The sequence below is a fragment of the Formosa sp. F44 genome (genome assembly GCF_056238645.1).
In genome coordinates, this window is record NZ_JBWDLJ010000001.1 from 891,215 (window position 1) to 916,884 (window position 25,670).

General features: G+C 35.1%; 22 protein-coding genes and 1 riboswitch. Of the genes, 7 read left to right on the plus strand and 15 right to left on the minus strand.

All coding sequences use genetic code 11. The features are described from left to right. Nucleotides 1-5: 5 nt before the first annotated feature. The gene (nrfA, locus tag AC0UBM_RS03740; protein WP_475687696.1) at nt 6-1,502 is read right to left on the minus strand and encodes an ammonia-forming cytochrome c nitrite reductase; all 1,497 of its coding nucleotides are present in this window, start codon (nt 1,500-1,502) and stop codon (nt 6-8) included. A 15-nt stretch (nt 1,503-1,517) separates the two neighbouring features. Further along, complete coding sequence (nrfH, locus tag AC0UBM_RS03745; RefSeq protein WP_475687697.1) at nt 1,518-2,108, minus strand: cytochrome c nitrite reductase small subunit; 591 nt, start codon at nt 2,106-2,108, stop codon at nt 1,518-1,520. 135 nt (nt 2,109-2,243) lie between these two features. Here nrfH and AC0UBM_RS03750 point away from each other — a divergent pair, with 135 nt between their 5' ends. Further along, nucleotides 2,244-3,053, plus strand: coding sequence for a DUF1853 family protein (locus AC0UBM_RS03750; RefSeq protein WP_475687698.1), 810 nt, complete (start codon nt 2,244-2,246; stop codon nt 3,051-3,053). Between the two features lie 32 nt (nt 3,054-3,085). On the opposite strand, the gene moeB is transcribed toward AC0UBM_RS03750, so the two are convergent. The 8 genes from moeB to thiS all read right to left on the minus strand — a co-directional run bounded on the left by moeB (nt 3,086) and on the right by thiS (nt 10,470). Beyond that, nucleotides 3,086-4,141, minus strand: coding sequence for a molybdopterin-synthase adenylyltransferase MoeB (moeB, locus tag AC0UBM_RS03755; RefSeq protein ID WP_475687699.1), 1,056 nt, complete (start codon nt 4,139-4,141; stop codon nt 3,086-3,088). A 16-nt stretch (nt 4,142-4,157) separates the two neighbouring features. Continuing rightward, entirely contained in the window at nt 4,158-5,270 is a 1,113-nt protein-coding gene (thiH, locus tag AC0UBM_RS03760) for a 2-iminoacetate synthase ThiH (protein ID WP_414034467.1), read from the minus strand. A 3-nt stretch (nt 5,271-5,273) separates the two neighbouring features. After that, nucleotides 5,274-6,047, minus strand: a complete 774-nt coding sequence (locus AC0UBM_RS03765; RefSeq protein ID WP_414034466.1) for a thiazole synthase — start codon at nt 6,045-6,047, stop codon at nt 5,274-5,276. After that, nucleotides 6,040-6,699 carry a thiamine phosphate synthase gene (thiE, locus tag AC0UBM_RS03770; RefSeq protein WP_475687700.1) on the minus strand — a complete coding sequence of 220 codons (660 nt, stop codon included), beginning with the start codon at nt 6,697-6,699 and terminating at the stop codon, nt 6,040-6,042. Before thiE ends, AC0UBM_RS03765 begins: the two co-directional genes overlap by 8 nt. Continuing rightward, a complete protein-coding gene (locus tag AC0UBM_RS03775; RefSeq protein WP_475687701.1) occupies nt 6,696-7,457 on the minus strand; it encodes a hydroxymethylpyrimidine/phosphomethylpyrimidine kinase in 762 nt (253 codons plus the stop codon). The genes thiE and AC0UBM_RS03775 overlap by 4 nt, the downstream gene beginning before the upstream one ends. Nucleotides 7,458-7,651: 194 nt before the next feature. After that, nucleotides 7,652-8,239, minus strand: a complete 588-nt coding sequence (locus tag AC0UBM_RS03780; protein ID WP_475687702.1) for a thiamine phosphate synthase — start codon at nt 8,237-8,239, stop codon at nt 7,652-7,654. An 80-nt stretch (nt 8,240-8,319) separates the two neighbouring features. Then, nucleotides 8,320-10,176, minus strand: a complete 1,857-nt coding sequence (gene thiC, locus AC0UBM_RS03785; RefSeq protein ID WP_414034462.1) for a phosphomethylpyrimidine synthase ThiC — start codon at nt 10,174-10,176, stop codon at nt 8,320-8,322. Between the two features lie 90 nt (nt 10,177-10,266). Continuing rightward, a complete protein-coding gene (gene thiS, locus AC0UBM_RS03790; RefSeq protein WP_414034461.1) occupies nt 10,267-10,470 on the minus strand; it encodes a sulfur carrier protein ThiS in 204 nt (67 codons plus the stop codon). Between the two features lie 75 nt (nt 10,471-10,545). Continuing rightward, nucleotides 10,546-10,639: riboswitch (TPP riboswitch) on the minus strand. 123 nt (nt 10,640-10,762) lie between these two features. On the opposite strand from thiS, the gene recQ reads away from it, so the two are divergent. Both recQ and AC0UBM_RS03800 read left to right on the plus strand, forming a co-directional pair. Further along, the gene (gene recQ / locus AC0UBM_RS03795) at nt 10,763-12,889 is read left to right on the plus strand and encodes a DNA helicase RecQ (RefSeq protein WP_475687903.1); all 2,127 of its coding nucleotides are present in this window, start codon (nt 10,763-10,765) and stop codon (nt 12,887-12,889) included. Nucleotides 12,890-13,040: 151 nt separating this feature from the next. Continuing rightward, nucleotides 13,041-14,273: a porin gene (locus AC0UBM_RS03800; RefSeq protein ID WP_475687703.1), complete on the plus strand. Its 1,233-nt coding sequence runs from the start codon at nt 13,041-13,043 to the stop codon at nt 14,271-14,273. A gap of 96 nt (nt 14,274-14,369) precedes the next feature. Here AC0UBM_RS03800 and AC0UBM_RS03805 read toward each other — a convergent pair whose 3' ends face one another. Further along, nucleotides 14,370-16,178 carry a DUF885 domain-containing protein gene (locus AC0UBM_RS03805; RefSeq protein ID WP_475687704.1) on the minus strand — a complete coding sequence of 603 codons (1,809 nt, stop codon included), beginning with the start codon at nt 16,176-16,178 and terminating at the stop codon, nt 14,370-14,372. A gap of 242 nt (nt 16,179-16,420) precedes the next feature. Here AC0UBM_RS03805 and AC0UBM_RS03810 point away from each other — a divergent pair, with 242 nt between their 5' ends. Both AC0UBM_RS03810 and AC0UBM_RS03815 read left to right on the plus strand, forming a co-directional pair. Continuing rightward, on the plus strand, nt 16,421-18,724 hold the full coding sequence (locus AC0UBM_RS03810; RefSeq protein WP_475687705.1) for a type IA DNA topoisomerase: 2,304 nt from the start codon (nt 16,421-16,423) through the stop codon (nt 18,722-18,724). Between the two features lie 4 nt (nt 18,725-18,728). Continuing rightward, nucleotides 18,729-19,319, plus strand: coding sequence for a pseudouridine synthase (locus AC0UBM_RS03815; RefSeq protein ID WP_475687904.1), 591 nt, complete (start codon nt 18,729-18,731; stop codon nt 19,317-19,319). Here the strand turns inward: AC0UBM_RS03815 and AC0UBM_RS03820 are convergent. The 4 genes from AC0UBM_RS03820 to AC0UBM_RS03835 form a co-directional block, all read right to left on the minus strand. Next, nucleotides 19,308-20,042, minus strand: a complete 735-nt coding sequence (locus AC0UBM_RS03820) for a LytR/AlgR family response regulator transcription factor (protein WP_475687706.1) — start codon at nt 20,040-20,042, stop codon at nt 19,308-19,310. The genes AC0UBM_RS03815 and AC0UBM_RS03820 overlap by 12 nt on opposite strands. Next, nucleotides 20,039-21,097 carry a sensor histidine kinase gene (locus AC0UBM_RS03825; RefSeq protein ID WP_475687707.1) on the minus strand — a complete coding sequence of 353 codons (1,059 nt, stop codon included), beginning with the start codon at nt 21,095-21,097 and terminating at the stop codon, nt 20,039-20,041. The genes AC0UBM_RS03820 and AC0UBM_RS03825 overlap by 4 nt, the downstream gene beginning before the upstream one ends. 13 nt (nt 21,098-21,110) lie before the next feature. Further along, nucleotides 21,111-21,437, minus strand: a complete 327-nt coding sequence (locus AC0UBM_RS03830; RefSeq protein ID WP_475687708.1) for a DUF4907 domain-containing protein — start codon at nt 21,435-21,437, stop codon at nt 21,111-21,113. A 111-nt stretch (nt 21,438-21,548) separates the two neighbouring features. Beyond that, a complete protein-coding gene (locus AC0UBM_RS03835; protein ID WP_414034453.1) occupies nt 21,549-22,535 on the minus strand; it encodes a Kelch repeat-containing protein in 987 nt (328 codons plus the stop codon). Nucleotides 22,536-22,809: 274 nt separating this feature from the next. Here AC0UBM_RS03835 and AC0UBM_RS03840 point away from each other — a divergent pair, with 274 nt between their 5' ends. Both AC0UBM_RS03840 and bamG read left to right on the plus strand, forming a co-directional pair. Then, the gene (locus AC0UBM_RS03840) at nt 22,810-24,114 is read left to right on the plus strand and encodes a DUF4270 family protein (RefSeq protein ID WP_475687709.1); all 1,305 of its coding nucleotides are present in this window, start codon (nt 22,810-22,812) and stop codon (nt 24,112-24,114) included. Beyond that, nucleotides 24,104-25,336: a BamG family beta-barrel-assembly machinery protein gene (gene bamG, locus AC0UBM_RS03845; RefSeq protein WP_434035981.1), complete on the plus strand. Its 1,233-nt coding sequence runs from the start codon at nt 24,104-24,106 to the stop codon at nt 25,334-25,336. Before AC0UBM_RS03840 ends, bamG begins: the two co-directional genes overlap by 11 nt. Nucleotides 25,337-25,670: the final 334 nt, after the last annotated feature.

Sequence of the window (25,670 nt, forward strand, 5' to 3'; positions counted from 1 at the left end):
ATGTTTTAGTTGTTCATTGTCACTTGTTTAATATCCATTTTAGACTCACGTTCTTTGGCTTGTTCTAACCAAACTGGAATTAACTCTTTTTTGAATACTTCTTTCTCTTGTTTTAATCGCTCTAAATCGATACCAATATATTTTTGAGCTTTTTCTTTTGAAGAGATATCTGGGTAATCCATTTCTTGATTAAAACCAAGAGTTGAAAGTAATCGCGCTAATTTTACTCGCGCATCTGCAGCAACGTTTAAACCAGAAGCTATAACTCGTCCAATTTCTACAGGCGCATGAAATGAAGCACCGTGTGAAGCTGCAGCATAATCCCAACGCCATTGTGCATGTCTAATATCCATTAATATAGGTTGCATTTGCTCTTCTGTAGCACCTAAATCCCAAGCTTTTTTAGCTTCTAAATGTGCTTTTACTAACGCATCTTCTAATTTTAAACGCGATTCTGTAGATTTTGCTTGCCTAGAATACACATTCTCAATTAACTTATCTGCTTCTTGACGGTGACATACCTGACAAGAATTAGCAACATTATTTAAAGGGGATTGAATGTGGTGATCTGTAAATTTTTGTCCACCTTCAGTTTTATAAGGCATATGGCAATCGGCACAAGATACACCTCTATCGGCATGTACACCTGTTAAATACGTTTCGTAACCCGGGTGTTGTGCTTTTAACATTGGTGCTTTACTTAATTCGTGAGTCCAATCGCTAAATTCAATCTCGTCGTAATATGCTTCCATATTTTCAGCCGACATTCCGTTTTTCCAAGGGAATACTAAATAAGGTACACCTTCTTTACCTGGTAATTTTTTATCGAAGTAATATTCAACATGACATTGAGCACATACTAAAGAACGCATTTCATTATGCGTCGCTTTGGTAATATCTTTACCCATTTCCTCGAAGGCTTCTACTAGAGCAGGTCGAGTAACTTGAAGGCTCATATCTTTAGAATCATGACAATCTGCACACCCAATAGGATTTACAATTTCAGAACCTTTATCAGCCCATTTTCCGCTATAGAATTCTGTAACTCCTTTTTCATTCATCAATCTTGGAACATCTGGGCTTTTACACGTCCAACATGTTGCTGGCATAGGTCCGTCGCCTTCACCCGTAGGAGCTCCTGTTCTTAAAATATTTCTAACATCGTCTATAGCGTAATAGTGTCCTCGACCTTGGTTATAATCTTTAGAAAACGCATATCCAGCCCATAATACTACTAATCTTGGATCATCTTCTAACATATCAATTGTTTTACTTCCACCTTGAAAAGAAGCAAATGAAGTATCTAAAGTTTGAATATATGATTGATATTCCTTTGGGAAATTCTTCCCCCAAATTTCATTCCTAGGTTCATTTTCGGAAATTTCGACTTGTGGAACATAGGCAAATTTAGCTTCACTCTTTCTGTTAATTACGCTAGAAGCTAACATTCCCAATAGAAAAACCACAATCGCAGTAATTACAAATAAGATCCAATTTTTCATATGAATAGATTTTAATTATTTTTTAATTTCTTGTTTTAACCATTCTGGCACCACATCTTTGGCTTTATCTGTAGGTATGGGTGCAATAGTATATTTTGTGCTAGAAAGTCCATGAACTTTACCATGAGGGACTTCCATATGGCAACTCCAACAGGCGCGTTCTGTTCTATTTTCTTTGTGGGTATCTGACCAACTCGCTAATTTGGGGTCAATAAGTTGATCTTGATGGCAATGAATACAGTTTTGTTGCACCACTTCTTGAGACGCCTCTAACATATTAATAACTTGAGGTTCTTTGCGCATTGTAAACACGTAAGAATGATATAATCCATCTTTAGCTTTGAAGTAATACGCGCTAAAAATATTATCCTGAGGAACATGGCAACTGTTGCAAGAAGCAACTTCTCTGTGCGAACTATGCATCCAGCTATTATATTCGGATGTCATAACATGACAATTTACACACGCTTTAGGATCATCGGTCATATAAGAAACGATTTCCGATTCTTTAGCCAAAAATAATCCCAAACCAACGATGCTTCCTAGAATAACAATGGATACAGGAAGCCATTTCGAATTTTTGTCTGGTAATATATTGGTAGCCAAATTCTTGGTTTTTAAATCTCTTATAAATTTAAGAAATAATTATGAAATTTTAAACTATGTTTTGAATTTAGAACGTGTCTAATTATAGACGTGTATTTTACTATATTTAGCATGTGAAATCTAAAAATAACACCATTGACGACTATTCTTGAGCAATACAACGGTTACAGAAACACCAAACAACTTTGGAGTGGTAAAACATCTTGGGGTATACAGCAATTTAATCTAGAGGCTATGCCTCATGTAGCACTTAACACTGTTTTGGATAGCAAACTCAGATTAGGAAAACGCGTTGAACGTTTTGTAAGTTTTGAATTACGTCGGCATAAAAACATTGAGATTCTTACTGAAAACATTCAAATTCAGAAAGACAAAATAACACTAGGAGAAATAGATTGTCTTTTAAAACAAGACGGTACACCCATTCATTTAGAGATTGTATATAAGTTTTATTTGTACGATCCGAGTGTAGGCGCCACAGAATACGACCATTGGATTGGCCCTAATAGAAAGGATAGTTTAGTGGATAAATTAACGAAGCTAAAAGATAAGCAACTTCCGCTGTTATATCGTCCAGAAACAGCAACGTTTTTAAAAACGACTTTAGATTTGGAGCCAGCAAACCTGCAACAGCAAGTGTATTTTAAAGCACAACTCTTTATCCCTTATAATTCCGAAACTGTCCGTTTTAATACCATAAATCCAGATTGTGTAAAAGGATTTTATATACACTATAACGCCTTACTTCAATTTCAAGATTGTAAGTTTTACATGCCCGCCAAAACAGATTGGCTGTGTGAGGTTAAAACACAAACTCCGTGGTTAAACTTTGTAGCGTTTGTAGATAAACTTCAACCCTTAATCGACAACAAGACAGCACCCTTATGTTGGATGAAGTCGCCCAAGGGATTACTATCAAAATGTTTTGTAGTTTGGTGGTCCTAATGCAATGTAGCACTTACAATTTATAGCATGGATTAAATAGGTTGTTGTAAGCCGTTTTTCAAATTGTACAGCTTGTTTTTAATATTTAATCCTTTTAATATTTCAATAGCTTGTATACTACGTTTCCCTGTTTGGCAATAGACCAAAATGGATTTATTAGTATCGATCTCGATGTAGCGATCACTTATTTCCTTGAGCGGAATATGATAATCGTGAGATAAATGAAACATATCGTGCTCTTTAAGCGTCCTTACATCTAGTACAAACAGATCGTCTTTATGCTTCAAATATTCATCGAAAGTTAAAGATTTCATTGAAGTATTCACGTTGAATTCTTCCTCGACATCTTCAATATACGTCACATGAGCATGTACTGTTTTATCGTAAGAAATTATATTCTGACTCATGCTTAAGGCGTTAAATACTAACAGTTTTCCTGTTAACACCTCTCCTATTTCGCAAATCATTTTAATCACCTCATTGGCTTGTAATAAGCCCACAATGCCTGGTAAAACGCCTAATACGCCAACTTCTTCACAATTTAAATTACCACCATCCGTTTTTGGATATAAGCATCTATAAGTCGGTCCGTTTTTATAATTATAAACAGAAACTTGTCCTTCGAATTTAAAAATAGATCCAAAAACAACCGGTTTTTCTGTCAATACAGCCGCATCATTGATTAAATATCGGGTACCAAAATTATCGGTCCCATCCACAATAATATCGTAGGCTTTGAAAATCTTCTTAGCATTAGACTTCGTTAAGCGATCGATATGCGATTTGAATTTAACAAACTTATTAAGTTGTTCTAACTTAGAAATGGCACAAGACACTTTAAACTTTCCGATATCATTATAACCATATAATACTTGACGCTGTAAATTAGTTTGATCTACACTATCGTGGTCTATAATACCAATTGTTCCCACACCAGCGGCTGTTAGATACTGTAAGATCGGACAGCCCAAACCTCCAGCTCCAACCACTAATACTTTAGCGTCTTTTAATTTATTCTGACCAACTTCGCCAATATCTTCTAAAGTTAAATGACGTTTATATTGTAAATGTTCTTCCTTATTTAGCATGCCGTAAATTTAATAATTATTGCCAATTGTTTGCCCAATCTTTCCAAACAACTTCTAATCCTTTAGATTTTAACATTTCTGCTACGACTTCTGTCGGTCGCTCATCGGAAATCTCGAACTGTTCTAGTGATTGTTTTTCAACTACATAGCCTCCAGGGTTCGTTTTAGACTCTGCGCTAATAGAGGTGATTCCTAAATTGACAATATGATCTCTAAACAATTCACTTTCTCGAGTAGACATAGATAATTCTAAATCTTCATCTAATAAACGATACGCACAAATAAGTTGTACCAAATCCCGATCTGTCATTTCTACCTTAGGCTCTAAGCCACCTGAAAACGGACGTAAACGCGGGAAAGACATACTGTATTTTGTTTTCCAATAGGTTTTTTGAAGGTATTTAAAATGAAGCGCTGTAAAAAAACTGTCGGCGCGCCAATCTTCTAAACCGTACAAACTTCCCAATCCAATTTTATGAATCCCCGCTTTTCCTAAACGGTCTGGAGTCTCTAATCGGTAATCGAAATTTGATTTTTTACCTTTGGGATGATGCTTCTTATATTCGTCACGATGATACGTCTCTTGATATACTAAAACAGCATACAAACCGTGTTCTATTAATAGTTCATATTCATCCTGATCTAAAGGTTGGACTTCTATGGTGATATTAGAAAATTGAGAGCGTATAAGTTGAATGGCATGCTTTAGATACTCCACGCCTACTGTGCGGTTGGCTTCTCCTGTGACTAATAAAATATGATCGTAACCTTTAGATTTTAAGAAAGCGGTTTCTTTTAATATTTCAGCATCATTTAAAGTTCGACGCGGTATTTTATTTGTCATGCTAAAACCACAGTAGGTACAAATGTTTTGACATTCGTTACTCAAATACATAGGCGCATACATTTGTATGGTATTCCCGAAACGTTTCTTAGTAATTTGCTGACTCAATTGCGCCATATCTTCCAAGTAAGGTGCGGCGGCAGGAGACACTAAGGCTTTAAAATCTTCTAAATCCCGAGTCGATTTTCCTAAAGCCTGTAACACATCGTTTTCGGTTTTAGCATAAATACTTTGCAACGTATCGTTCCAATTATATTGATTTAAAAGGGTTTTAAAAGTGCTCATAACTTATGCGTTTAAAAAACTTGTTAATGGACTACTTGCTTCGGCATGTTGTTTAACAGGTGCTAACTTAGCCTTATAAGCCATACGTCCAGCTTGTACAGCCAATTTAAATGCTTTAGCCATTTCTATAGGGTTCTGAGATACAGCAATTGCAGTATTTACAAGAACAGCGTCTGCTCCTAATTCCATAGCAAAGGCGGCGTGAGATGGACTCCCAATTCCTGCATCTACAATTACCGGAACATTACTTTGCGCTATAATAATCTCCAGAAATTCTAACGTTTTTAACCCTTTATTACTACCTATAGGTGCTCCTAAAGGCATGACACATTGCACGCCAACATCTTCCAAGCGCTTGCATAAAACAGGGTCGGCATGAATATATGGCATCACCACAAATCCTTCTTTAACCAAAATCTCTGCTGCTTTTAAGGTTTCAATAGGATCGGGTAATAAATATTTAGGATCGGGATGAATTTCTAATTTCACCCAATTGGTTTGTAACGCTTCTCGGGATAAATTGGCCGCAAACACAGCTTCTTCGGCAGTACGTACTCCAGAGGTGTTTGGCAATAAATGTATCGACGAATGGTTTAAATGCGTTAATATATCATCCTCTAAATCAGATGCATTTACGCGTTTTAAAGCTACAGTAACCAATTCACTTTCTGAAGCTAAAATGGCATCTCTCATATTCTGAGAATTACTAAATTTTCCAGTTCCAGTAAATAATCTCGAACTAAATGTTTTATCTGCAATGGTTAAAAAATCATTCATCATCTTCTTTTTTATTCATTTTATAAACTTGTTCTTGGGTACTTGGTCCGTTTAAAAGATTATTAAACTCTGGAATGTTATTAAAATTCTGCGTGAGTTCTCCAGACACTGCAACACCATAAATTCCTGTACCCATAAGTTCGGGCACATCATTAAGAGTGATGCCACCAATAGCCACCATCGGGATGTCCGATTGCACTGAATTTAGAATAGATTTATAGCCATCAATTCCTAAAATAGGTCCTAATTTAGATTTAGTAGTAGTGAAGCGAAACGGTCCCAAACCGATATAATCTACCTTTTTTTCGATAAGGCTTTTACAATCTTCAAGCGTATTCGCTGTACCTCCAATGCGATACCATTTTCCTAAATACTCCCGAACCTCTAACGGACAACCATCGTCTTTTCCTAAATGCACACCATCGGCATTTACAGCCTTAGCTACTTTATAGAAATCGTTTATTATTAATCGAGTCTGAAAATGCATAGTGATTTCTCGTGCTTTCTTAGCTGTATCTAAAACAATGGCTTCATCGAAATTCTTCATTCGTAATTGAATCCAATCTGCTCCTGCACTACATGCGGCTTGAACATATTCTAAATGTTGTTCTGCCGTGTCTCCTTGTGTGATATACTGTAATTTACTTATCATAAGTTTTTGTAATTATGTGTTCCTAACAACGAGTCATTTGAATTTAGATACTGTTCTGTGTATTGTTTTGCTAATTTACAAGCATCTTCTAAATCCATGTTTTTCGTAAAATTAGAGGCTAATGCGGCCGAAATAACACAACCACTGCCATGTTTTTCATGGATTTTCTGAACACCTGGTCTAAAATTAATTTGAACAATACCGCTGTGGTAAATTTCGTCCCAACCTTTTTTGTCGGCACGATGACCTCCTTTTAAATAAATATTTGTTTTTTGAGATATAAACTCAATGGTTTCTGAAATGGATTTATTTGGTAATAAATTCTGAATTTCATCGTAATTAGGAGTTATAAAATAGCATGTATCTAAAACACTATTGAATGTTTCAAAATCTGAATCGGTGTGAAAATCGAATCCTGAACTCGCCTGCATTATAGGATCTAAAATAATTTTTATGGTTGGGTTTAATCGTAATAACGTGTCTACAACTTTAGAAAGTACTTGCCAAGATTCTATAATTCCTATTTTAACAACATCGATAGTAAAACGCTCGAACAACGTTTCGATTTGTTGAATAATTATGGATGCTTCAATCCAAACACAATTTTTAAAATCGATATCGTTTTGCACCGTTACTGCTGTACAAACCGATAAACCATATAATCCATGTGCTTCAAATGTTTTAATATCGGATGTGATTCCCGCTCCACTTGAAGGGTCGAGTCCCGCAATTGTTAATATGAATGTTTTGTTATTCATTAATGTTTGTTTAATTCTTTCATATTATCCTGAATTTAGTTCGTGGACTCAAAATTATTAGAACTATTTTATATGTATGTTTAAAGATAATTATGTTCTTTATGTGCTGAAACAAGTTCCGCATGACGACACAAACAACATTCTATTTCTAAAAGTTGAATATACCAATACCCTGAACCTATTTCAGCGCCTTATTATTTAAATTGACATTGTATCTTATTAAAAACATCTATAGGATTTTCGCTATTCCAAATCCCGCCTAAAACACCAACACCCTTATAACCTAATTTTTTAAAGGTTTCAATATTAAATTCTGTCACACCGCCCATACCAATAACGATTTTATCGATGTGATTGACATCAAATCCGCGACCTTCGTATCCTACTTTTGAAATGGATGAAAACACCGGACTCAACAAGTGGTAATCGAATTCGAAATAACAATTAGCTAGATCTTCGGGTTCATGGAACGAGGAGCTTATGGTTTTACCAAACATATTTAAGCCTTTAAAATACTGTCCTGGATTATCGATATGATCAATACGTTTTTGCTCTTGAAAATGAATGCCTTTTAAATTGAATACATTAACCAGTTCATGAACATAATGCACCACAATTCTGTTGTGATATTCCGTATCAATCTGATTTAAATAAGCCACGTGTTCTTCGTAATTCTTATTCGGTTTCCGCAAATGATAATATTGCAAACCGGCTTCAAAAAGCTGATGTAAGATTTCAATTTCGTTAGGTAAATCCGTTTCAGGTGCTATGAGTACAATCATCTCTATAATTCATTAAAAGTGAACAATTAGTAATGCAAGCCAAGCACAAGCCAACTATACATTACTAACTGTAATATGGTTTAAAGATACACTTCACTCCCTTTATTTTTGAATTCTTCCGACTTTTCTTCCATTCCTTTTGTAAACACTTCGTCTCCAATTATTTCGTTAACTGCAGCAAAATCCCTTACCTCTTGAGAAATCTTCATCGAACAGAATTTCGGTCCGCACATCGAACAGAAATGCGCTATTTTAGCACCTTCTGCAGGCAATGTTTCATCATGATATTCTCGAGCCAATTCTGGGTCCAAAGCCAAATTAAATTGATCTTCCCAACGGAATTCAAATCGTGCTTTACTTAAAGCATCATCACGGTGTTGGGCTCCTGGATGTCCTTTTGCTAAATCAGCTGCATGTGCAGCTAATTTATACGTTACCACTCCTGTGCGTACATCGTCTTTATTTGGTAAACCTAAGTGTTCTTTAGGTGTTACATAGCATAACATGGCGCAACCAAACCAACCAATCATAGCGGCTCCAATACCCGAAGTAATATGATCGTATCCCGGAGCGATATCTGTGGTTAACGGACCTAAAGTATAAAAAGGCGCTTCTTCACAAGCTTCTAACTGCTTGTCCATATTGGCCTTAATCATGTGCATTGGTACGTGTCCCGGTCCTTCAATAAAGGTTTGTACATCGTGTTTCCATGCGATTTTAGTCAGTTCGCCCAAAGTTTCTAACTCTGCAAATTGTGCTTCGTCATTGGCATCGGCAATACATCCTGGACGTAATCCGTCACCTAATGAGAACGCGACATCGTAAGCTTTCATAATCTCGCAAATCTCTTCAAAATGTGTGTATAAAAAACTTTCTTTATGATGCGCTAAACACCATTTTGCCATGATTGATCCACCACGAGAAACAATTCCTGTAATACGTTTTGCCGTCATTGGCACATAGCGTAAACGCACACCAGCGTGAATGGTAAAATAATCGACACCTTGCTCGGCTTGTTCAATTAAAGTATCACGGAAAATCTCCCAAGTTAAATCTTCGGCTTTACCATTTACTTTTTCTAAAGCTTGATAAATGGGCACAGTTCCGATCGGTACAGGCGAATTACGAATGATCCACTCACGAGTTTCATGAATGTTTTCTCCAGTTGATAAATCCATGATATTATCGGCGCCCCAACGGCATGCCCAAACTGCTTTTTCAACTTCTTCTTCTATACTAGATGTTGTAGCCGAGTTACCGATATTTGCGTTAATCTTCACAAGAAAATTACGACCAATAATCATCGGTTCACTTTCTGGGTGATTAATATTTGAAGGCAACACGGCACGTCCACGAGCAATTTCTTCTCGTACAAATTCGGCTGTAATTTTCTGCGGAATTGACGCTCCGAAATCTTGACCTTTATGTTGTTCAGACAAGCGAATAGCTTCGTCTATTTTTTGATTTTCACGAATGGCTACATATTCCATTTCTGGCGTAATAATCCCTTGTCTGGCATAATGCATTTGCGATACATTTTTGCCTGCTTTAGCTCGAAATGGCTTTTTAACATCTGCAAATCGTAAATGATCGAGTTCTGCATTATTCATACGCTCGTTACAGTATTTTGATGAGAACGCATCTAATTGTTCAACATCTCCACGTTTTAAAACCCAAGGTTCTCGAATGCGCTCAATTCCTTGATGCACATTAATATCCTTATCAGGATCGGTATATGGTCCAGAAGTATCATAAACCGTAATCGGCTGATTAGGAGTTCGGGATTTTGTTAAGGAATCTACGGTATCACTCAATGCTATTTCTCGCATAGCCACTTGTAATTCCGGGAATAATTCGCCTTGTACGTAAATTTTCTTTGAATTTGGAAACGGATTTCTAGTCACACCATTTTGCGGTGCTGTGTCTTTTTTCTTCATGGTTATTCATTAAATTAAAGTGCAAACAACTTGTGTATACACCGAATTAATTAGGTTAAATAAGATTGTGATATAAAAAAAGAAACAGTTTTAGCCACCTTGTGTAGCTTGAATAATCAGGATATTATCATTGTTTAAAACTGTAGTTTTTTCCCAATTAAAATAAGGCACAACAGTATTATTAACAGCCACTGCAATACCATTTTGAATGGGACTTAGTTTAGAAACGATAGTTGCAAGCGAAGTATTTTCGGCAACCTGATGTATAACATTGTTTACGTTTATAGATATCATAATCTTGATTTAGATAAATTTCCATAAACTTTTAAAGGATAAACCGAATTTGAACTCGGTTCTAGTGAAATGATTTGAAAAGTGCTAACTTTTTCCTCCGGCTGTATAAACAGCGTCAGGTTCAAAGGATATTTCTCAAACTACATAGTAGTTACTCCTAAAGTTTATTTTTTGTTCTTACAAACTTAAAGGATTTTAATTCATGAAAACAAATTTTTATGGAAGAAATTTAAAAATTGTTTTGCTGTTTTATGAGTTGTTTGCCTTAATTTTGCCATTCGAAAAAAAAAGCATGCCACTACCCGATTATAAAAAATTACTACTTCCTACTTTAAAAAAACATTTTGGATACGACCAGTTTCGTGCCCAACAGCAAGATATTATAGAATATGTGCTTGAAGGAAACGATGCGCTTGTAATTATGCCCACTGGAGGCGGAAAATCGATGTGTTTTCAGGTGCCTGCTTTGCTTTTTGAAGGCTTAACAATAGTGGTTTCTCCCCTTATTGCGTTAATGAAAGATCAGGTCGATGGACTAAAAGCCAACGGTATTGATGCCAATTTTTATAATAGTAGTCAGTCGTCTGAAGAGCAACAAGCTATTTTAGAACAAGTTATAAAAGCAGAGTTAAAACTTCTATATGTTGCGCCAGAAAGTCTTGCGGGTTTATCTAATATTTTAAACGAGCGGTATGTGAGTTGTATTGCTATTGACGAAGCACATTGTATCTCGTCTTGGGGCCATGATTTTCGTCCGTCGTACCAACAACTCGGCTTCTTAAAAAAGTCGCTACCCAATATTCCTATTATAGCGTTAACCGCCACGGCAGATAAAGCTACACGTCAGGATATTTTAGATCAGTTACAAATTCCGAATGCGCAACAATTTATATCCTCTTTCGATAGACAGAATATTTCTTTAGAAGTGCGTTCTGGTACTGAAAAAGTAAAACAGATTATCAGTTTTGTAAAAAAACATCCTAATCAGTCGGGAATTATTTACTGTTTAAGCAGAAAAAACACTGAAGAACTTGCGAAGAAATTAAACAGCAATGGAATTCCTGCTACAGCCTATCATGCCGGACTTAATTTTAACGAACGCAACAAAGTTCAAGAAGATTTTGTTTACGACACCACTCAGGTGGTTTGTGCTACGGTTGCTTTCGGAATGGGAATTGACAAATCGAATGTCCGCTGGGTGATTCACCACAATATGCCTAAAAACATTGAAGGATACTACCAAGAAATTGGTCGTGGGGGACGTGATGGCTTAAAAGCTCATGCTCTACTGTTTCATAGTTATGCCGATGTGATTCAATTACGTCGTTTTGCGTCTGGAGCTTCTAATGAAGAGGTTCAGATTGCGAAGTTGGAACGCATGAAACAATTTAGTGAAGCAACAACATGCCGACGAAAAATCTTGCTAAGTTACTTTGGTGAGTTACTAGAAGAAAATTGTGGAAATTGTGACGTGTGCAAGAATCCGCCACAAATTTTCGACGGTACTATTATCGCACAAAAAATATTATCTGCTGTATATCGTCTTAAAGAAAAGGAAGCGATAGGGACTATTTTAGATGTGTTACGCGGGTCTCATAATGCTAATATTTTAGAGAAGGGATACGATAAATTAAAAACCTTTGGTATAGGTAGAGATGTCGCTTGGAAAGATTGGCAACATTTTATTATTCAACTTATGAATCAAGGGTATTGCGAGATTGCATTTCATAAAAATAATGCCTTACAACTCACCGAATTTTCTAATAATGTATTGTTTAAAGGCGCTAAAGTATCGTTAACACGACCGGTGCATATTGCCGAGCCAAAAGTTAAAGAAAAAGTAAAACGTACGAAGGTTAAACGTGGTGCATCAAAAACGACGGCAGATTCGTTATTTGAACGTTTACGTCAGTTGCGTTATAAAATTTCTAAAGAAGAAAACATTCCGGCTTACCTTATTTTTAGTGACAAAACCTTAATGGAAATGGAACGCGACCGCCCGATGAGTATCATGGATTTAATGGATGTTAGCGGTGTTGGTCAGCATAAAGCAGAAACGTATGGTGATGAATTTATTGAAGAAATCATGAAGTTTCTGGGGTCTAAACCTAAGAAAGAGAAAAAACGTTCGACCCATTTAGTGACTTACGATTTGTATAAAAAAGGACTCTCCATTGAAGAAATTTCTATGCAACGTAAATTAAGAGATACCACGGTTTACTCGCACATTGCAAAGCTTCATAGCGACGGAAAAGATATTAATATTTATGATTTTGTTTCTAAACGCGAAGTTGAAGATGTAAAAAAAGCAAAAGAAAACATAGAAGGTTCTACCTCATTAAAAGCGTATTACGATTACTTTGATGAACAATTAGATTACTTCAAAATTCGTTTAGCGCTAAGTGTTATTGACAACTAAATTCGGATTGTTTTCTAAATCTTCTAACCATAAATTATTACACATTAGTGTATACAGAATTCTAGATAAATGGCATTTGAGTAGATTTAAACTAATAAATATTATTTTATAATTTAGAGTTTATTAAATTCGTATCGACTATTTATACCTTATGAAAAAATCGACCAAATCATTATTTTATTTACTTCTGTCTTGCCTTTATTTGTCGACTGCTTTAAGTTACGGACAAGATAAATCTGATGCGTTAAAAGATTCAACGGCGGTTAAGGAACAAAAAATTGGAATTGAATATACCGATGAAGGTTTTGAGTTTAAAACTTCTGATGAGAAATATGCCCTTCATATAGAATCGCGTTTACAATTTAGATTTTCCACTCCAAGTGATTTAAATCCGGTAACCTACGATGAAATATATTCCGAAAAGGAAACGGTTTTTAAGATAAACAGAGCACGTTTAAAAATAGGGGGTCACGCTTATAAACCTTGGTTAAAATACTACTGGGAATACGAAGTATCTGCTGGAAATCTTATGGATTTCAGGGTTATGATTGAAAAGTATTCGTTCTTTAAAATTAAAGTTGGGCAATGGAAAACCTATTACAACCGAGAACGTGTAATTTCTTCTGGAAAACAACAAATGGCAGACCGTTCTATTTTAACGCGTCCTTTTACTCTAGATAGACAGCAAGGTATTGAGTTTTATGGTAGAATTAACCCGAGCAAATTTGCCGATTTTACATATCACGCTTCCATTTTAACAGGTACGGGACGTGGTTCCACAGAAAATGACGACGAACATTTAATGTATGTGGGGCGTTTACAATATAATTTTATGGGCCGTGAATTGAGTTTCACGGGTTCAGATTTGGCCTATTATGAAGACTTTACCGGTTTAATTGCTGTAGCGGGAACTACCAACCGAAGCCCATATACACGTTTTTCTCAAGCTGGTGGCGGACAATTAGTTGGTTTTGAAGATGGTGTAGACGGACAATATAAAGTCAATCAATTTTTACTAGAAACTGCCTTTATGTATCGTGGATTATCTTGGCAAAACGAATTTCATACTAAAGAAATTTACGATTATGTAAATGACCAAACCACTAATTTAAAAGGTGCATATTTTCAGTCTGGATATTTTTTCCATAGTATCTGGCCTAAGTTTCCAAAACCCTTAGAGGTTGCGGCGCGCTATGCTTATTACATTCCGAATACACATTTATCTAATAATTTAGAAGAAGAATTTGTTTTGGCATTTAACTGGTTTTTTAATGGTCATAGAAATAAGTTAACGTCTGAAGTTACATACTTCAACTTTCAAGACCAGACCGGAATTTACGATAACGGCTTACGTTTTAGAGTTCAATGGGATATTTCTTTTTAAAATATCATCTTTATGTATAGAAAACGCCTTGTATCTTATAAAGATACAAGGCGTTTTTATGTCTTCACTATATGCTTTAATGCATATATGAAAATGTTAGTGTTTCATTTGCGAATCAATCCACATATTAACGCGACGTTCTAATAATTCCATTGGTAAAGCGCCTCCACCAAGCACGGTGTCGTGAAATCCTTTTATATCAAATTTATCACCTAATTTGTCTTCTGCTGTTTTACGTAATTCCTGAATTTTAAGCATTCCTATTTTGTAAGATGTCGCTTGTCCAGGCATTACCATATAGCGTTGTACTTCTGCGGTAATAGCACCATCTGACACCGATGAGTTTTCTTTAAAATATTTAAACGCATCTGCTTCCGTCCAGCCTTTGGCATGTAATCCAGTATCGACCACCAAACGGATGGCTCTCCATATTTCATTAACCAAGCGTCCGAAATCGTAATACGGATTTTGGTATCCGCCCATTTCCTTAGCCAATATTTCCGAATATAATGCCCAACCTTCACTATACACACTAAAACCTGCTTGAGTTCTAAACTGTGGAACACCTTCTAATTCTTGAGCAATAGAAATTTGCATGTGATGCCCTGGTAGACCTTCATGATACGCGACACCTTCCATTGTGGTTTTGTCCATCATACTCATATCAGAAAGATGAACATAATACGTTCCAGGTCTAGAGCCATCCGGAGTTCCTGCATTATAATGTTGTGGTGCACCATCTTGTTCTCTAAACGCTTCAACACGTTTAACTTCTAATTTGGCTTTAGGAAGAATTCCGAAGTAATCGGGTAATTTTTTCTCTATAGCATCCAGATATTTTGTGGATTCATCTAAATATCCTTGTCTACCTTCGTCTGTATTTGGAAAGTAAAATTGAGGGTCGCTATCTACAAACTTAAAAAACGCATTTAAGTCGCCATCGAAACCAACTTTATCCTTAATCGCTAGCATTTCTTCTCTAATTCTAGCCACTTCTTCTAATCCTTTTTCATGCACTTGGTCTGCTGTTAGATTGGAAGTAGTAAAAACTTTTAACTGATAATTGTAAAAATCTTTACCATTGTCATGTCTGCTAACCCCTGTAGGTGTTGCTTCGGCATTTTCAATTTCAGATTCTAACCACGTTAAAAGATTCTGATACGCAGGTATAAATGCTTCCTGAATTACAGATGCAGATTCTTGTTTTAAAGATTCAGCCTCTTCAGGCGTAATTTGTTCTGAAGCTAAAAGCGCATCGGTTTTTCTATGCATATCTTCTAATACTGTTTTACCATCAAGTAATCCTTTGGTTTGAGAAATAACTGTTTCGAAAGCAAATTTTGGAGGTAATATACCTAAATCGGCTTGGTCTTGAGCTTTAACCAATAATTGATTCATAGCAACACCTACATCTTTAATTCTAGAAATATATGCCGTCATGTCTGGAAGACTATCCACTTTATGATAATTGATTAAGAAGTTCGGAAAGTACGTATGTGCACCACGCATTTGTTCAAATACATATTCCATATCTCTATACGTCATGCCTTCCTTTAACATCTCGTATTGATACAACCATAAGTCGTAAGAAGCTTGGTCTGCTTCATCCAAATTATCATAATCAAATGTTTCTTTTAACGTTTTGGCACTTTCGGTATACCAAGCGAGTTTTCTATCTTCCGCTTCTTTACTCATGTCGTCGATTTTATCATTTAAATCTTTTCGACCTAGAGAAGTTAAGTGCATCGGACTCATTTGAAGTAACTCTTCATACTTCACATCAAACCAGGTATTTAATTCTGCTTTCTGACTAACGACAGCTTTTGGTTCTTCTTTGCAGGAAGCAAATACTAGTAGAAAAAGTAAAACCGGCAGTCCGATTTTTGTAATGTTACATGTTTTCATAAAATGTTTATCAAGTTAAATTAGGTTTAGGCTAAATATAGCTAATTAAATGAAGTGAAAGCAAATATGGGTTCGATAGTCAATTTCCATATCTAAATCTGATTAAAATGATGAAAAGCAATTGGAATTTATGTAAAACTTAAAAATTGAAGACCAAATTATTCGTTAATAACTCCTGATAACTCTGCTTCTTTTTACTCCGTAAAAGTTATATTTTGCGGACTCTTATTTAAGGAAAGAAAATGAAAGTTTGTATAGCCGAAAAGCCAAGTGTAGCCCGTGAAATTGCGTCTGTTTTAGGTGCGAATACCAAACACGATGGATATTACGAAGGTAATGGCTACGCGGTAACTTACACTTTTGGGCATTTATGTACATTGTTTGAACCAAACGACTATAAGCCACACTGGAAAAGTTGGGATTTAAACAATTTACCCATGCTTCCCGAGAAGTTTAAAACCAAAGTGACTTCGGATTCCGGTATTCAGAAGCAATTTAATATTGTAAAAGGATTATTTGACAGAGCCGATGTGGTTATAAACTGCGGGGATGCTGGTCAAGAGGGAGAATTAATACAACGTTGGGTTTTAGACCAAGCAGAGTATAAAGGTAAGGTAGAACGCTTATGGATTTCGTCCTTAACCACAGAAGCCATAAAAGAAGGTTTCGAGCATTTAAAACCGTCTGAACAATACGATAATTTGTATTACGCTGGGTTTTCTAGAGCGATTGGCGACTGGTTATTAGGGATGAATGCGACGCGTTTATACACCGTTAAACATGGTGGCTACAAACAAGTATTATCTATTGGTCGTGTGCAAACACCAACTTTGGCTATGGTTGTAAATCGTTTTAAAGAGATTGAAAATTTTAAGCCACAACCGTATTGGGAATTACAAACCATGTATCGAGACACCTTATTTAGTTATGAAGAAGGGCGTTTTTTAAAGATGGAAGATGGTGAATTACTCGCCAATAAAGTTAAAGAAGACGATTTTGAAATTGTTTCGATTACCAAAAAGAAAGGCACAGAATATGCGCCTAAATTATTCGATTTAACAGGATTACAGGTATATTGTAATACGAAATTCGGATTTTCGGCAGATGAAACTTTAAAAATCGTTCAGAAGCTGTACGAGCAAAAGGTGGTGACCTATCCTAGAGTAGATACTACGTTCTTACCGAACGACGTCTATCCAAAAGTACATGGCATTCTTCAGAAATTAACAAAATACAACACCTTAACCGAACCGCTTTTAGGCAAGAAAATTAAGAAATCGGCTAAAGTATTCAACGATAAAAAAGTAACCGATCACCACGCCATTATCCCAACGGGGATTCAGATTAATTTACAATACAATCAGCAACAGGTTTACGACATTATAGTAAAGCGTTTTATTGCTGTGTTTTACGATGATTGTTCGGTGTCTAATACCACGGTAATTGGTAAAGCGGCCGAAGTAAATTTTAAAACCACTGGAAAAGAAATTCTTAAAAAAGGGTGGCGTGTTGTATTTGAATCTCCTGATAAAGAGAAAAAAGAATCAGGCATTTTACCCACATTTGTTAAAGGTGAAAAAGGACCTCATGAACCTTCGTTTTTAGAAAAGCAAACCAAACCACCAAATCAGTTTACGGAAGCCTCCCTCCTACGTGCCATGGAAACGGCTGGTAAGCAAGTAGACGATGATGATTTGCGTGAACTCATGAAGGAAAATGGTATTGGAAGACCGTCTACACGGGCCAATATTATTGAAACCTTATTCCGAAGAAAATACATTGTCCGTAATAAAAAACAATTACTGCCTACTACAACTGGAATACAGTTGATAGATATTATTCAGAACGATTTATTAAAATCTGCAGAACTGACAGGACTATGGGAAAAGCAATTAAAAGATATTGAAAAAGGCGAATACAATGCGGGAACGTTTATAAATAACATGAAACGCATGGTAGACGAGTTGGTGTACGAAGTACGTAGTGAAACCAAACGTGCCAATATCTCTTATGAAGCTAATGCCGAAAAAAAGACAGCAAAAGCTAAAACAAAGAAACAGGCAGGTATTTTATCTGAGAACTGTCCGAAATGTAAACAAGGCACCCTGATAAAAGGAAAATCGGCTTACGGTTGTAGCGCATTTAAATCGGGTTGTAAATTCGTATTGCCATTCAGTTTTAGCGATAAAAAGATTTCTGAAAAACAATACATCCGTTTACTTCAAAAAGGATCGACTGTCAACTTAAAAGGTTTCAAAACCGAGCAAGGTACTGTTGAAGGTTTGTTGCGATTTGACGACGATTTTAAACTGGTTTTGGAACCTAAAGTCGCCGTGAAAAAAGAAACAAAAACAGAAGTTCCTGATACTTTAACATGTCCGAAATGTAAACAAGGCACCGTTATGAAAGGCAAGACCGCTTATGGTTGTAGTGCCTATAAATCGGGTTGCGATTTTAAAGTTACTTTTGATACGATTAGAGAAAAATCGGCTGGAGAAAAACTTACAAAAGCCTTGGTATTTAAAACATTAAATGCATCAATTTAAAGTTATGCATCAACACTTTAAAATATATAAACCTTATGGCTATTTAAGTCAGTTTATAAACAACGGACAAAAACAGCATCGTAAAAAGTTACTTGGTGAGTTGGGAGAATTCCCTGAAGGCACTATGTCTATTGGACGTTTAGATGAAAAATCTGAAGGGCTTTTATTACTCACTACCGATGGTAAAATGAGTGATTTTGTAAACAGCTCGAAAGTAGATAAAGAATACTATGCCCAAGTAGATGGCGACATAACCGAAGCGGCTATTAAAGCTTTACAAAATGGTGTTGAAATAGGATTAAACGGCACCAAATACACTACCAAACCTTGCCCTGCTTTTAAGTTAGTTGAGGTTCCTAATTTACCCGAACGCTGGAAAAAATTAAGAGACGAAAGACACGGGCCGACCTCTTGGGTTTCGATTATATTAAACGAAGGCAAATTTAGACAAGTCCGTAAAATGACTTCGGCAGTAGGATTTCCAACACTCCGTTTAGTCCGAGTTCGCGTTGGAACAATTTATCTTGACGACTTACAACCAGGAGATTCTTTGGAATTATTAGATATTAAAAGAGAACTTAATTTAGACGCCTAAACGTTCTAAAACATCCTTTTTAAACGTTTCTCCAATTGGAATACGCATATCGTTTTGTAACACAATTTTAGTCTTTTGTAAGGCTTTAATGGAGTTTACATTTACAATAAACGATTTATGAACACGCATAAAATGATTGTTTCCTGGTAATTTATCCATCATATCTTTAAAACTTAATAAAGTAATTATAGCTTTATTAGTCCCTTCGATATGAATTTTAATGTAATCCTTTAACCCCTGAACATATATAATGTTTTCGGTTTTAATTTTAATGTTTTCATATTCCGATTTCACAAAGATAAAATCGTTTTCTTGTTTCTGAAATGCGCCTATAGGTACTGGCATTCCACTTGCAGGTTGTAAGTGTTCCAATTCGTATTTTTCTTTTGCTCGCGTTACAGCTTTTATAAATCTGTGAAACGGGATGGGTTTGACTAAATAATCTGTGGCATTTAAATTAAAACCGTCTAATGCATATTGCGGATAGGCTGTTGTAAATATAAATTGAGGTAAGTTTTCTATAGATTTCACTAAATCAATACCACTTAAATTAGGCATTTCTATATCTAAAAACACTAAATCTACACTGTGTTTATTGAGTAGCGTAATCGCTTCTAACGGATTAGTACATTTCGCTACAATATCCATCCCTCCCATTTGTTTTAAGTACGATTCGACTACATCTATAGCTAAAGGCTCGTCATCTATAATGATACATTTCATACGGAAAGATTTAGGTTTAAATTTACGATATATTGATTGTCTACTGTATCTATTTTAAGCGTATGCAAGTTTGGGTACAATAACTGTAAACGATCCTTAGTGTTTTGCAAGCCTATACCCGAATTTTCAGGATCTTGTTTTCTGTTACCTATTAAATTAACACATTTGAAATTAAGTTCGTTAGCATTGACTATAATTTCAATGCGTACCAATGTGTTTCCTTTAAAGTCTGTACCGTATTTAAATGCATTTTCAATAAATGCAATCAATAATAAAGGTCTTATTTTTTGTTGTGAAATACCTCCTCTAATCAGTAAGGTGACGTCGCGATTATTGGCAATCCTAAGACGCTGTAATTTTAAATAATTCTGAATATAATCTAATTCGTCATTTAACATTACAAATTCATTATCTGCTTGGTACAGCATATATCGCATGAGCTCAGAAAGCATGATTACAGCTTCTGGAGCATCATTAGATTTTTTACTGGTTAACGAATAAATACTATTTAAGGAATTGAATAAAAAATGTGGACTCAACTGATTTTTAAGAAAATGAAGCTCGGCAGACGATTTTTGAGACTCCACTTCTTTTTGATGTTGAATGTTTTTATCCCATTCTAAATACATTTTAATAGCGGTTCCTATAAGAATTAAAATGATATTAAAAAACAACGGAAATCCAATACGAATACCTCTAAAACTAGGACGTTCGCCAGGGTCGTTCATATCGTTTTGTGGTGGTGGTAAACGATGAATTATTTCTGGTTTAGGAAAAACAAATTCAACCAAAACAACACATAAAACAATTAAACCAATAACAGCTATAAAGTAATTTACATTCTTCTTTTTAAGTAAAAAGTATGGAACTAAAATTAGATAATTAATATAGAAACTAAAAATACCAACAATTAAGAAATTAAGGAAAGCTTTAGGTATTCTTCCGGTATTAAAATACACCTGGAGGAAAAACACAAACAAAAAAACAGCCCATATTACGAGATGTATAAAGCCTTCCTTTTTTAAAATTCTAAAAAGTTGTGTTTTTTTAGTCATTATTAATTTGTTATTAATTTAAACAGTTTAGTGCTATCGCATGTTTATCTAATTCTGCTTTCGTGATTCTAGGGTTTTCCTTGTTTTCCAGTTTACGAACTACCAAGTTAGCGATTTTTAGAGCATCGTCGGAATTACAAAATGTATGTTGTGCAGCAATTGCAGGAACATGATCTTGTTTTATTAACAGTTTACTATCCATACTAATCTCGTAACCATACCCCGTATTTACTTTATACACATGTACATTATAACCCGAATTGCTATTCAATTGAAATACCACTACGCATATTAACACTATAGATCCGAAAACTAAAAATAATTTTAATATATTCTTCATAAAGTAAACAAAATAATCCCCAGATATACAGCATTACACCCGGGGATTTAATTAAAAAAACAAACAACTATTATTTAATTTAAAGGGTAATTTTATTTGATTGACAACAAATTAATCTTCATCATCATAATCTTCCTGTGGAAACAACTCGTAATTATCATCTAAATACAAACTACCGCTTCGTCCTAAAAGAACAAATGCTCTACTACCGTCAGAAAATCCTAAGGCATCTTGGCGTGTGTAAGCCTCTAAACTTGTGATATCATCCCAAGAATCTGTTCCTGGATTATACTCCCATGTAGACCCTAAAACACCACCATTATAACCTGTTACGATATATCCTAATCCGTCCATGCTAAATCCAACAGCATTAGATCGTGTAATATTATAATCGTCTTCTTCGTCTAAATCATTTAATCTATTAAACACTTCTGTAGCGGGATCAAATTCCCAGAAATCAGATTTATACAAGCCGTTACTAACACCTGTTCCGATGTATACTTTATCTCCTATACTAAAAGACGTTGCAAAACGACGTTTTTCTCCTCCAAAACCAACAAGTTCAGACCATTCATCGGTTGTTGGATTATATTTATAGAAATCCTTTAAATCGTTATCACCATCATATCCGGTTCCGATAAAACCCATATTATTTCCAGAAAATCCTATAGCCGCACGTCTTGGTCCGCCAATAAAATCTGCTTTCTGCGTCCATTGATTGGTATCATTATTATACTCCCAGAAATCACTTAATTCATTCGTTCCATCATAACCGATACCTAAATAACCATTTCCATTAACTGCAAAACCAGAAGCAGAACTTCTTTCTGTACCAGGGAAATCGGCTTTTTGTACCCAATAATCGCCGTCTATATTATATTCCCAAAAATCATTCAAATAATCATCTCCATCGTAACCAGTCCCCATATACCCCATATTGTCTAAAACAAAACCAACAACATTACTTCTTGGTACACCATCGAAAACAGAACGTTGTTTCCAGTTTCCTCTGTCGCCACCATCATCGTCGCTAGAACAGTTAAACAGACTTAATGTTAATACACACAACATTAATACTCTTGTAGAATTTGTACTCATATTTAGATTCATTTATAAATTTAATTGCTGTTTTATTATATGCCAGCATGTTTTAAATAACAAGTCCAAAACTACAAGCTTACTATAGTTTTAGAAAATAAAGTAGATAGGTTAGGAATTTGTCTATACCAACCCATTTTCTTAATCGATGAATACGATTTATGAAAGACATCGAGAATTTTAAGGTGTTTGAAGATGTAAATGTGTATTTGGTATATCTCTTTTTAAAAGTAAAGGCTTACCGTTTAAGTTCGCTTAATATTAAAAATTACATATGAACTCAATATTTTTTAGAACACTCCTTGGAGCCTGTTGTTTTATGATGCTTTTACAAGCATGCGATTCTGACACCACATCTGTAATTGGAGAAGATTGGATAGATAATGGAACAAAAGTATTCTACATAGATACCTTTACAGTAAATACATCTACCTATAAATTCGACTCGATTATTGTAACAACACCTAGTCGTTATTTAATAGGTGGTTATACCGATCCTACTTTTGGACATGTAAAAACCACACCATACATTCAGCTTAATAGCTCTTCGCTCTATATAGACTCTGATGCCGTTTACGACTCTGTAGCACTCTTATTAGATTACACAGATTACTATTATAACGATACTATACCGACACAAAAATTTAATGTTTATGAAGTACTAGAAACCATAACACCGGATGAAGACTACTTTTATAACACAGCCACCTTTAAAACGGATCCCACTTCTATTGGAAGTGTGCAGTTTAGTCCGACGCCCATACGCGAAGACTCCATTCATTTTACTTTAAATTCAGATTATGGTAAGCAAATATTTGAAGACATTCAAGACAACGAAATTAATAGTAGCACCGAATTTCTAGATAAATATAAAGGTATTATGATTGAAGCCGATGATGCAAATACTGCTGTAATAGGAATTGGAACGTCATCAAAACTAAGATTATATTATTCTATTGCTAATGAAGATGACACCGAAGAAGGGTATTACGACATCGCTATAGACACCGATAATAGCTTTAACAACATGACTTCAGATTACGGGACAACAGTGTTTAACACTTTACAAGAACAAACCGACGAACTACCGAGTACGCTTGCAGATAATTTAAATTTTATTCAAGCTGGTAGTGGGTTAGCTACCAAAATAGATATTCCTTTTATAGAACGTATTAATACGCTTAACGGTTCGGGTTCTATAATGGATGCCAATTTAAAGATATCGCTTAAAAAGAATTCAAATACAGATAATCTATCTACCCGAGATTCTTTAAATGTCTATATCATCGATCAGAAATCTGAGATCGTCACCACCTTAACAGATTATACAGGAAGTATAGTTTACGGCCGAAAATTAACAGATGAATTCGATTCTAATTACACAACATACGTCATTTCTTTAAAATATTTTCTTGATTTAAAATTGAACGCCACCAATGCGTCAAATCTTTTCTTAGGCATCACATCTCAAGGATTTACAGATTCTGTAGACCGTTATATTTTGGAAGGAGAAGATTCCGAAGAAAACAATTTGAAAACATTTTTAGAATTAAACTACGCCCTATATAATGAGTATTAAGATAAATTTATTTACAGCAACTTTAAGTCTAATGGTCTCGACCGCATTTGCTCAGACTAATTCGTTATCGAGTTCCCCTTATTCCCTTTATGGAATGGGTACATTTAACACAGCAAATACAGGAAAAACAATAAGTTTAGGAGGCACAGGAATTGCTGGTAGTTCTTCGGAGTTTATTAATAATTTAAATCCCGCTTCTATGTCCAGTATCCCTTTAAACACATTCTTTTTTGATGTGGGACTAAAATCGGAATACGGCATTCAAATAGAGGGTGGCGTTAAAGAATACAAAAACATAGCTAACTTTTCTAACGTTGCATTTGCTTTTCCTTTAAATAAAAAATCAGGAGTGAGTGTGACGCTTATTCCATATACTAGTGTAGGGTATAATTTAACCAATTTGGAACGGGATATTGAAGGTTCTATAAGCTCATTTTACAGCGACATTAATGGTTCTGGAGGTTTAAACGATTTAAAATTAAATTACGGTTACGCCGTGTTAGACAATTTAAGTCTTGGAGTAACGGGTTCTGTTTTATTCGGTCAGATTATTGAAAACGAAGTGAATTATATCGGAACTAATGTATTAGACATTTATGACGCCAACAGTTATTCGGGACTACAATTTGGAGCCGGAATACAGTACAAACCCGTAAAAAATACAACTTTAGGGGCCACTGTAAATTTACCAACTAATTTGAGTGGTATACAATATAGAGATATTTCTCAATTGTACGATAGTGATATTAGTTTAGAACAAGATTTAGAAGATTTTAAATTACCCTTAGAAGTTGGAGTGGGTATACAAACCACATTTTTAGAGCAAGTGAATGTCGCTTTCGATTATAAAAAGAAATATTGGACAGACACCGACCAAACCGATCAGTTAGGAACATTTGTAGATCAAGATATTTTTGGATTCGGGATAGAATTTGATCCCAATGGGAATCCGTTAAAATTTAGAAACAGAATGCAGTATCGCGCAGGACTAAGTTACGATAGTGGGAACTTAGAAATTAATGATAAAAAGATAAACAACTACTCTCTTAATCTTGGTTTAGGAATACCTGTAAGTTACAATACCGTATCCATGTTAAATATCGCCTACTCTTATGGAAAAAAAGGTCAAATTTACGATGGCCTTATTAAAGAGAATTACCATATGCTAACTTTAAACATTAGTTTGGCTGGACGTTGGTTTGAGAAAAGAAAGTTTCAATAAAAATCAATTGTATACTAAAGAAAGACTGCAATTTTGTTATTCCTAATTCCGAATACAAACGGAAGATAAGCAAAATTGCACCGAACTTTAATACGCACTACACTAAAAGAAGACTTAAAATGGCTTTTTAGTTATTGAATAGCCAAATTGACATTCAAATAAATAGAATCGCTTGCCTTTAAAACCAATTCAGATTCCAAAATGGAATCTGAAGAAAAGAAATAATCTTATTTATTCTACACTAAAAAGAACTAACAAGTAACTTCCTGCGAGTAAATTTTAGTATAAAACATGAAATATCATCATTGTTAAAAGACACCTTTTAAAGCTGTCT

Bases quoted from the DNA above. Each gene is read 5' to 3' on its own strand.
- nrfA (WP_475687696.1), bottom strand. From the start codon at position 1,502: ATGAAAAATTGGATCTTATTTGTAATTACTGCGATTGTGGTTTTTCTA.
- moeB (WP_475687699.1), bottom strand. From the start codon at position 4,141: ATGCTAAATAAGGAAGAACATTTACAATATAAACGTCATTTAACTTTA.
- thiH (WP_414034467.1), bottom strand. From the start codon at position 5,270: ATGAGCACTTTTAAAACCCTTTTAAATCAATATAATTGGAACGATACG.
- AC0UBM_RS03765 (WP_414034466.1), bottom strand. From the start codon at position 6,047: ATGAATGATTTTTTAACCATTGCAGATAAAACATTTAGTTCGAGATTA.
- thiE (WP_475687700.1), bottom strand. From the start codon at position 6,699: ATGATAAGTAAATTACAGTATATCACACAAGGAGACACGGCAGAACAA.
- AC0UBM_RS03775 (WP_475687701.1), bottom strand. From the start codon at position 7,457: ATGAATAACAAAACATTCATATTAACAATTGCGGGACTCGACCCTTCA.
- AC0UBM_RS03780 (WP_475687702.1), bottom strand. From the start codon at position 8,239: ATGATTGTACTCATAGCACCTGAAACGGATTTACCTAACGAAATTGAA.
- thiC (WP_414034462.1), bottom strand. From the start codon at position 10,176: ATGAAGAAAAAAGACACAGCACCGCAAAATGGTGTGACTAGAAATCCG.
- thiS (WP_414034461.1), bottom strand. From the start codon at position 10,470: ATGATATCTATAAACGTAAACAATGTTATACATCAGGTTGCCGAAAAT.
- recQ (WP_475687903.1), top strand. From the start codon at position 10,763: ATGCCACTACCCGATTATAAAAAATTACTACTTCCTACTTTAAAAAAA.
- AC0UBM_RS03800 (WP_475687703.1), top strand. From the start codon at position 13,041: ATGAAAAAATCGACCAAATCATTATTTTATTTACTTCTGTCTTGCCTT.
- AC0UBM_RS03805 (WP_475687704.1), bottom strand. From the start codon at position 16,178: ATGAAAACATGTAACATTACAAAAATCGGACTGCCGGTTTTACTTTTT.
- AC0UBM_RS03810 (WP_475687705.1), top strand. From the start codon at position 16,421: ATGAAAGTTTGTATAGCCGAAAAGCCAAGTGTAGCCCGTGAAATTGCG.
- AC0UBM_RS03815 (WP_475687904.1), top strand. From the start codon at position 18,729: ATGCATCAACACTTTAAAATATATAAACCTTATGGCTATTTAAGTCAG.
- AC0UBM_RS03820 (WP_475687706.1), bottom strand. From the start codon at position 20,042: ATGAAATGTATCATTATAGATGACGAGCCTTTAGCTATAGATGTAGTC.
- AC0UBM_RS03825 (WP_475687707.1), bottom strand. From the start codon at position 21,097: ATGACTAAAAAAACACAACTTTTTAGAATTTTAAAAAAGGAAGGCTTT.
- AC0UBM_RS03830 (WP_475687708.1), bottom strand. From the start codon at position 21,437: ATGAAGAATATATTAAAATTATTTTTAGTTTTCGGATCTATAGTGTTA.
- AC0UBM_RS03835 (WP_414034453.1), bottom strand. From the start codon at position 22,535: ATGAGTACAAATTCTACAAGAGTATTAATGTTGTGTGTATTAACATTA.
- AC0UBM_RS03840 (WP_475687709.1), top strand. From the start codon at position 22,810: ATGAACTCAATATTTTTTAGAACACTCCTTGGAGCCTGTTGTTTTATG.
- bamG (WP_434035981.1), top strand. From the start codon at position 24,104: ATGAGTATTAAGATAAATTTATTTACAGCAACTTTAAGTCTAATGGTC.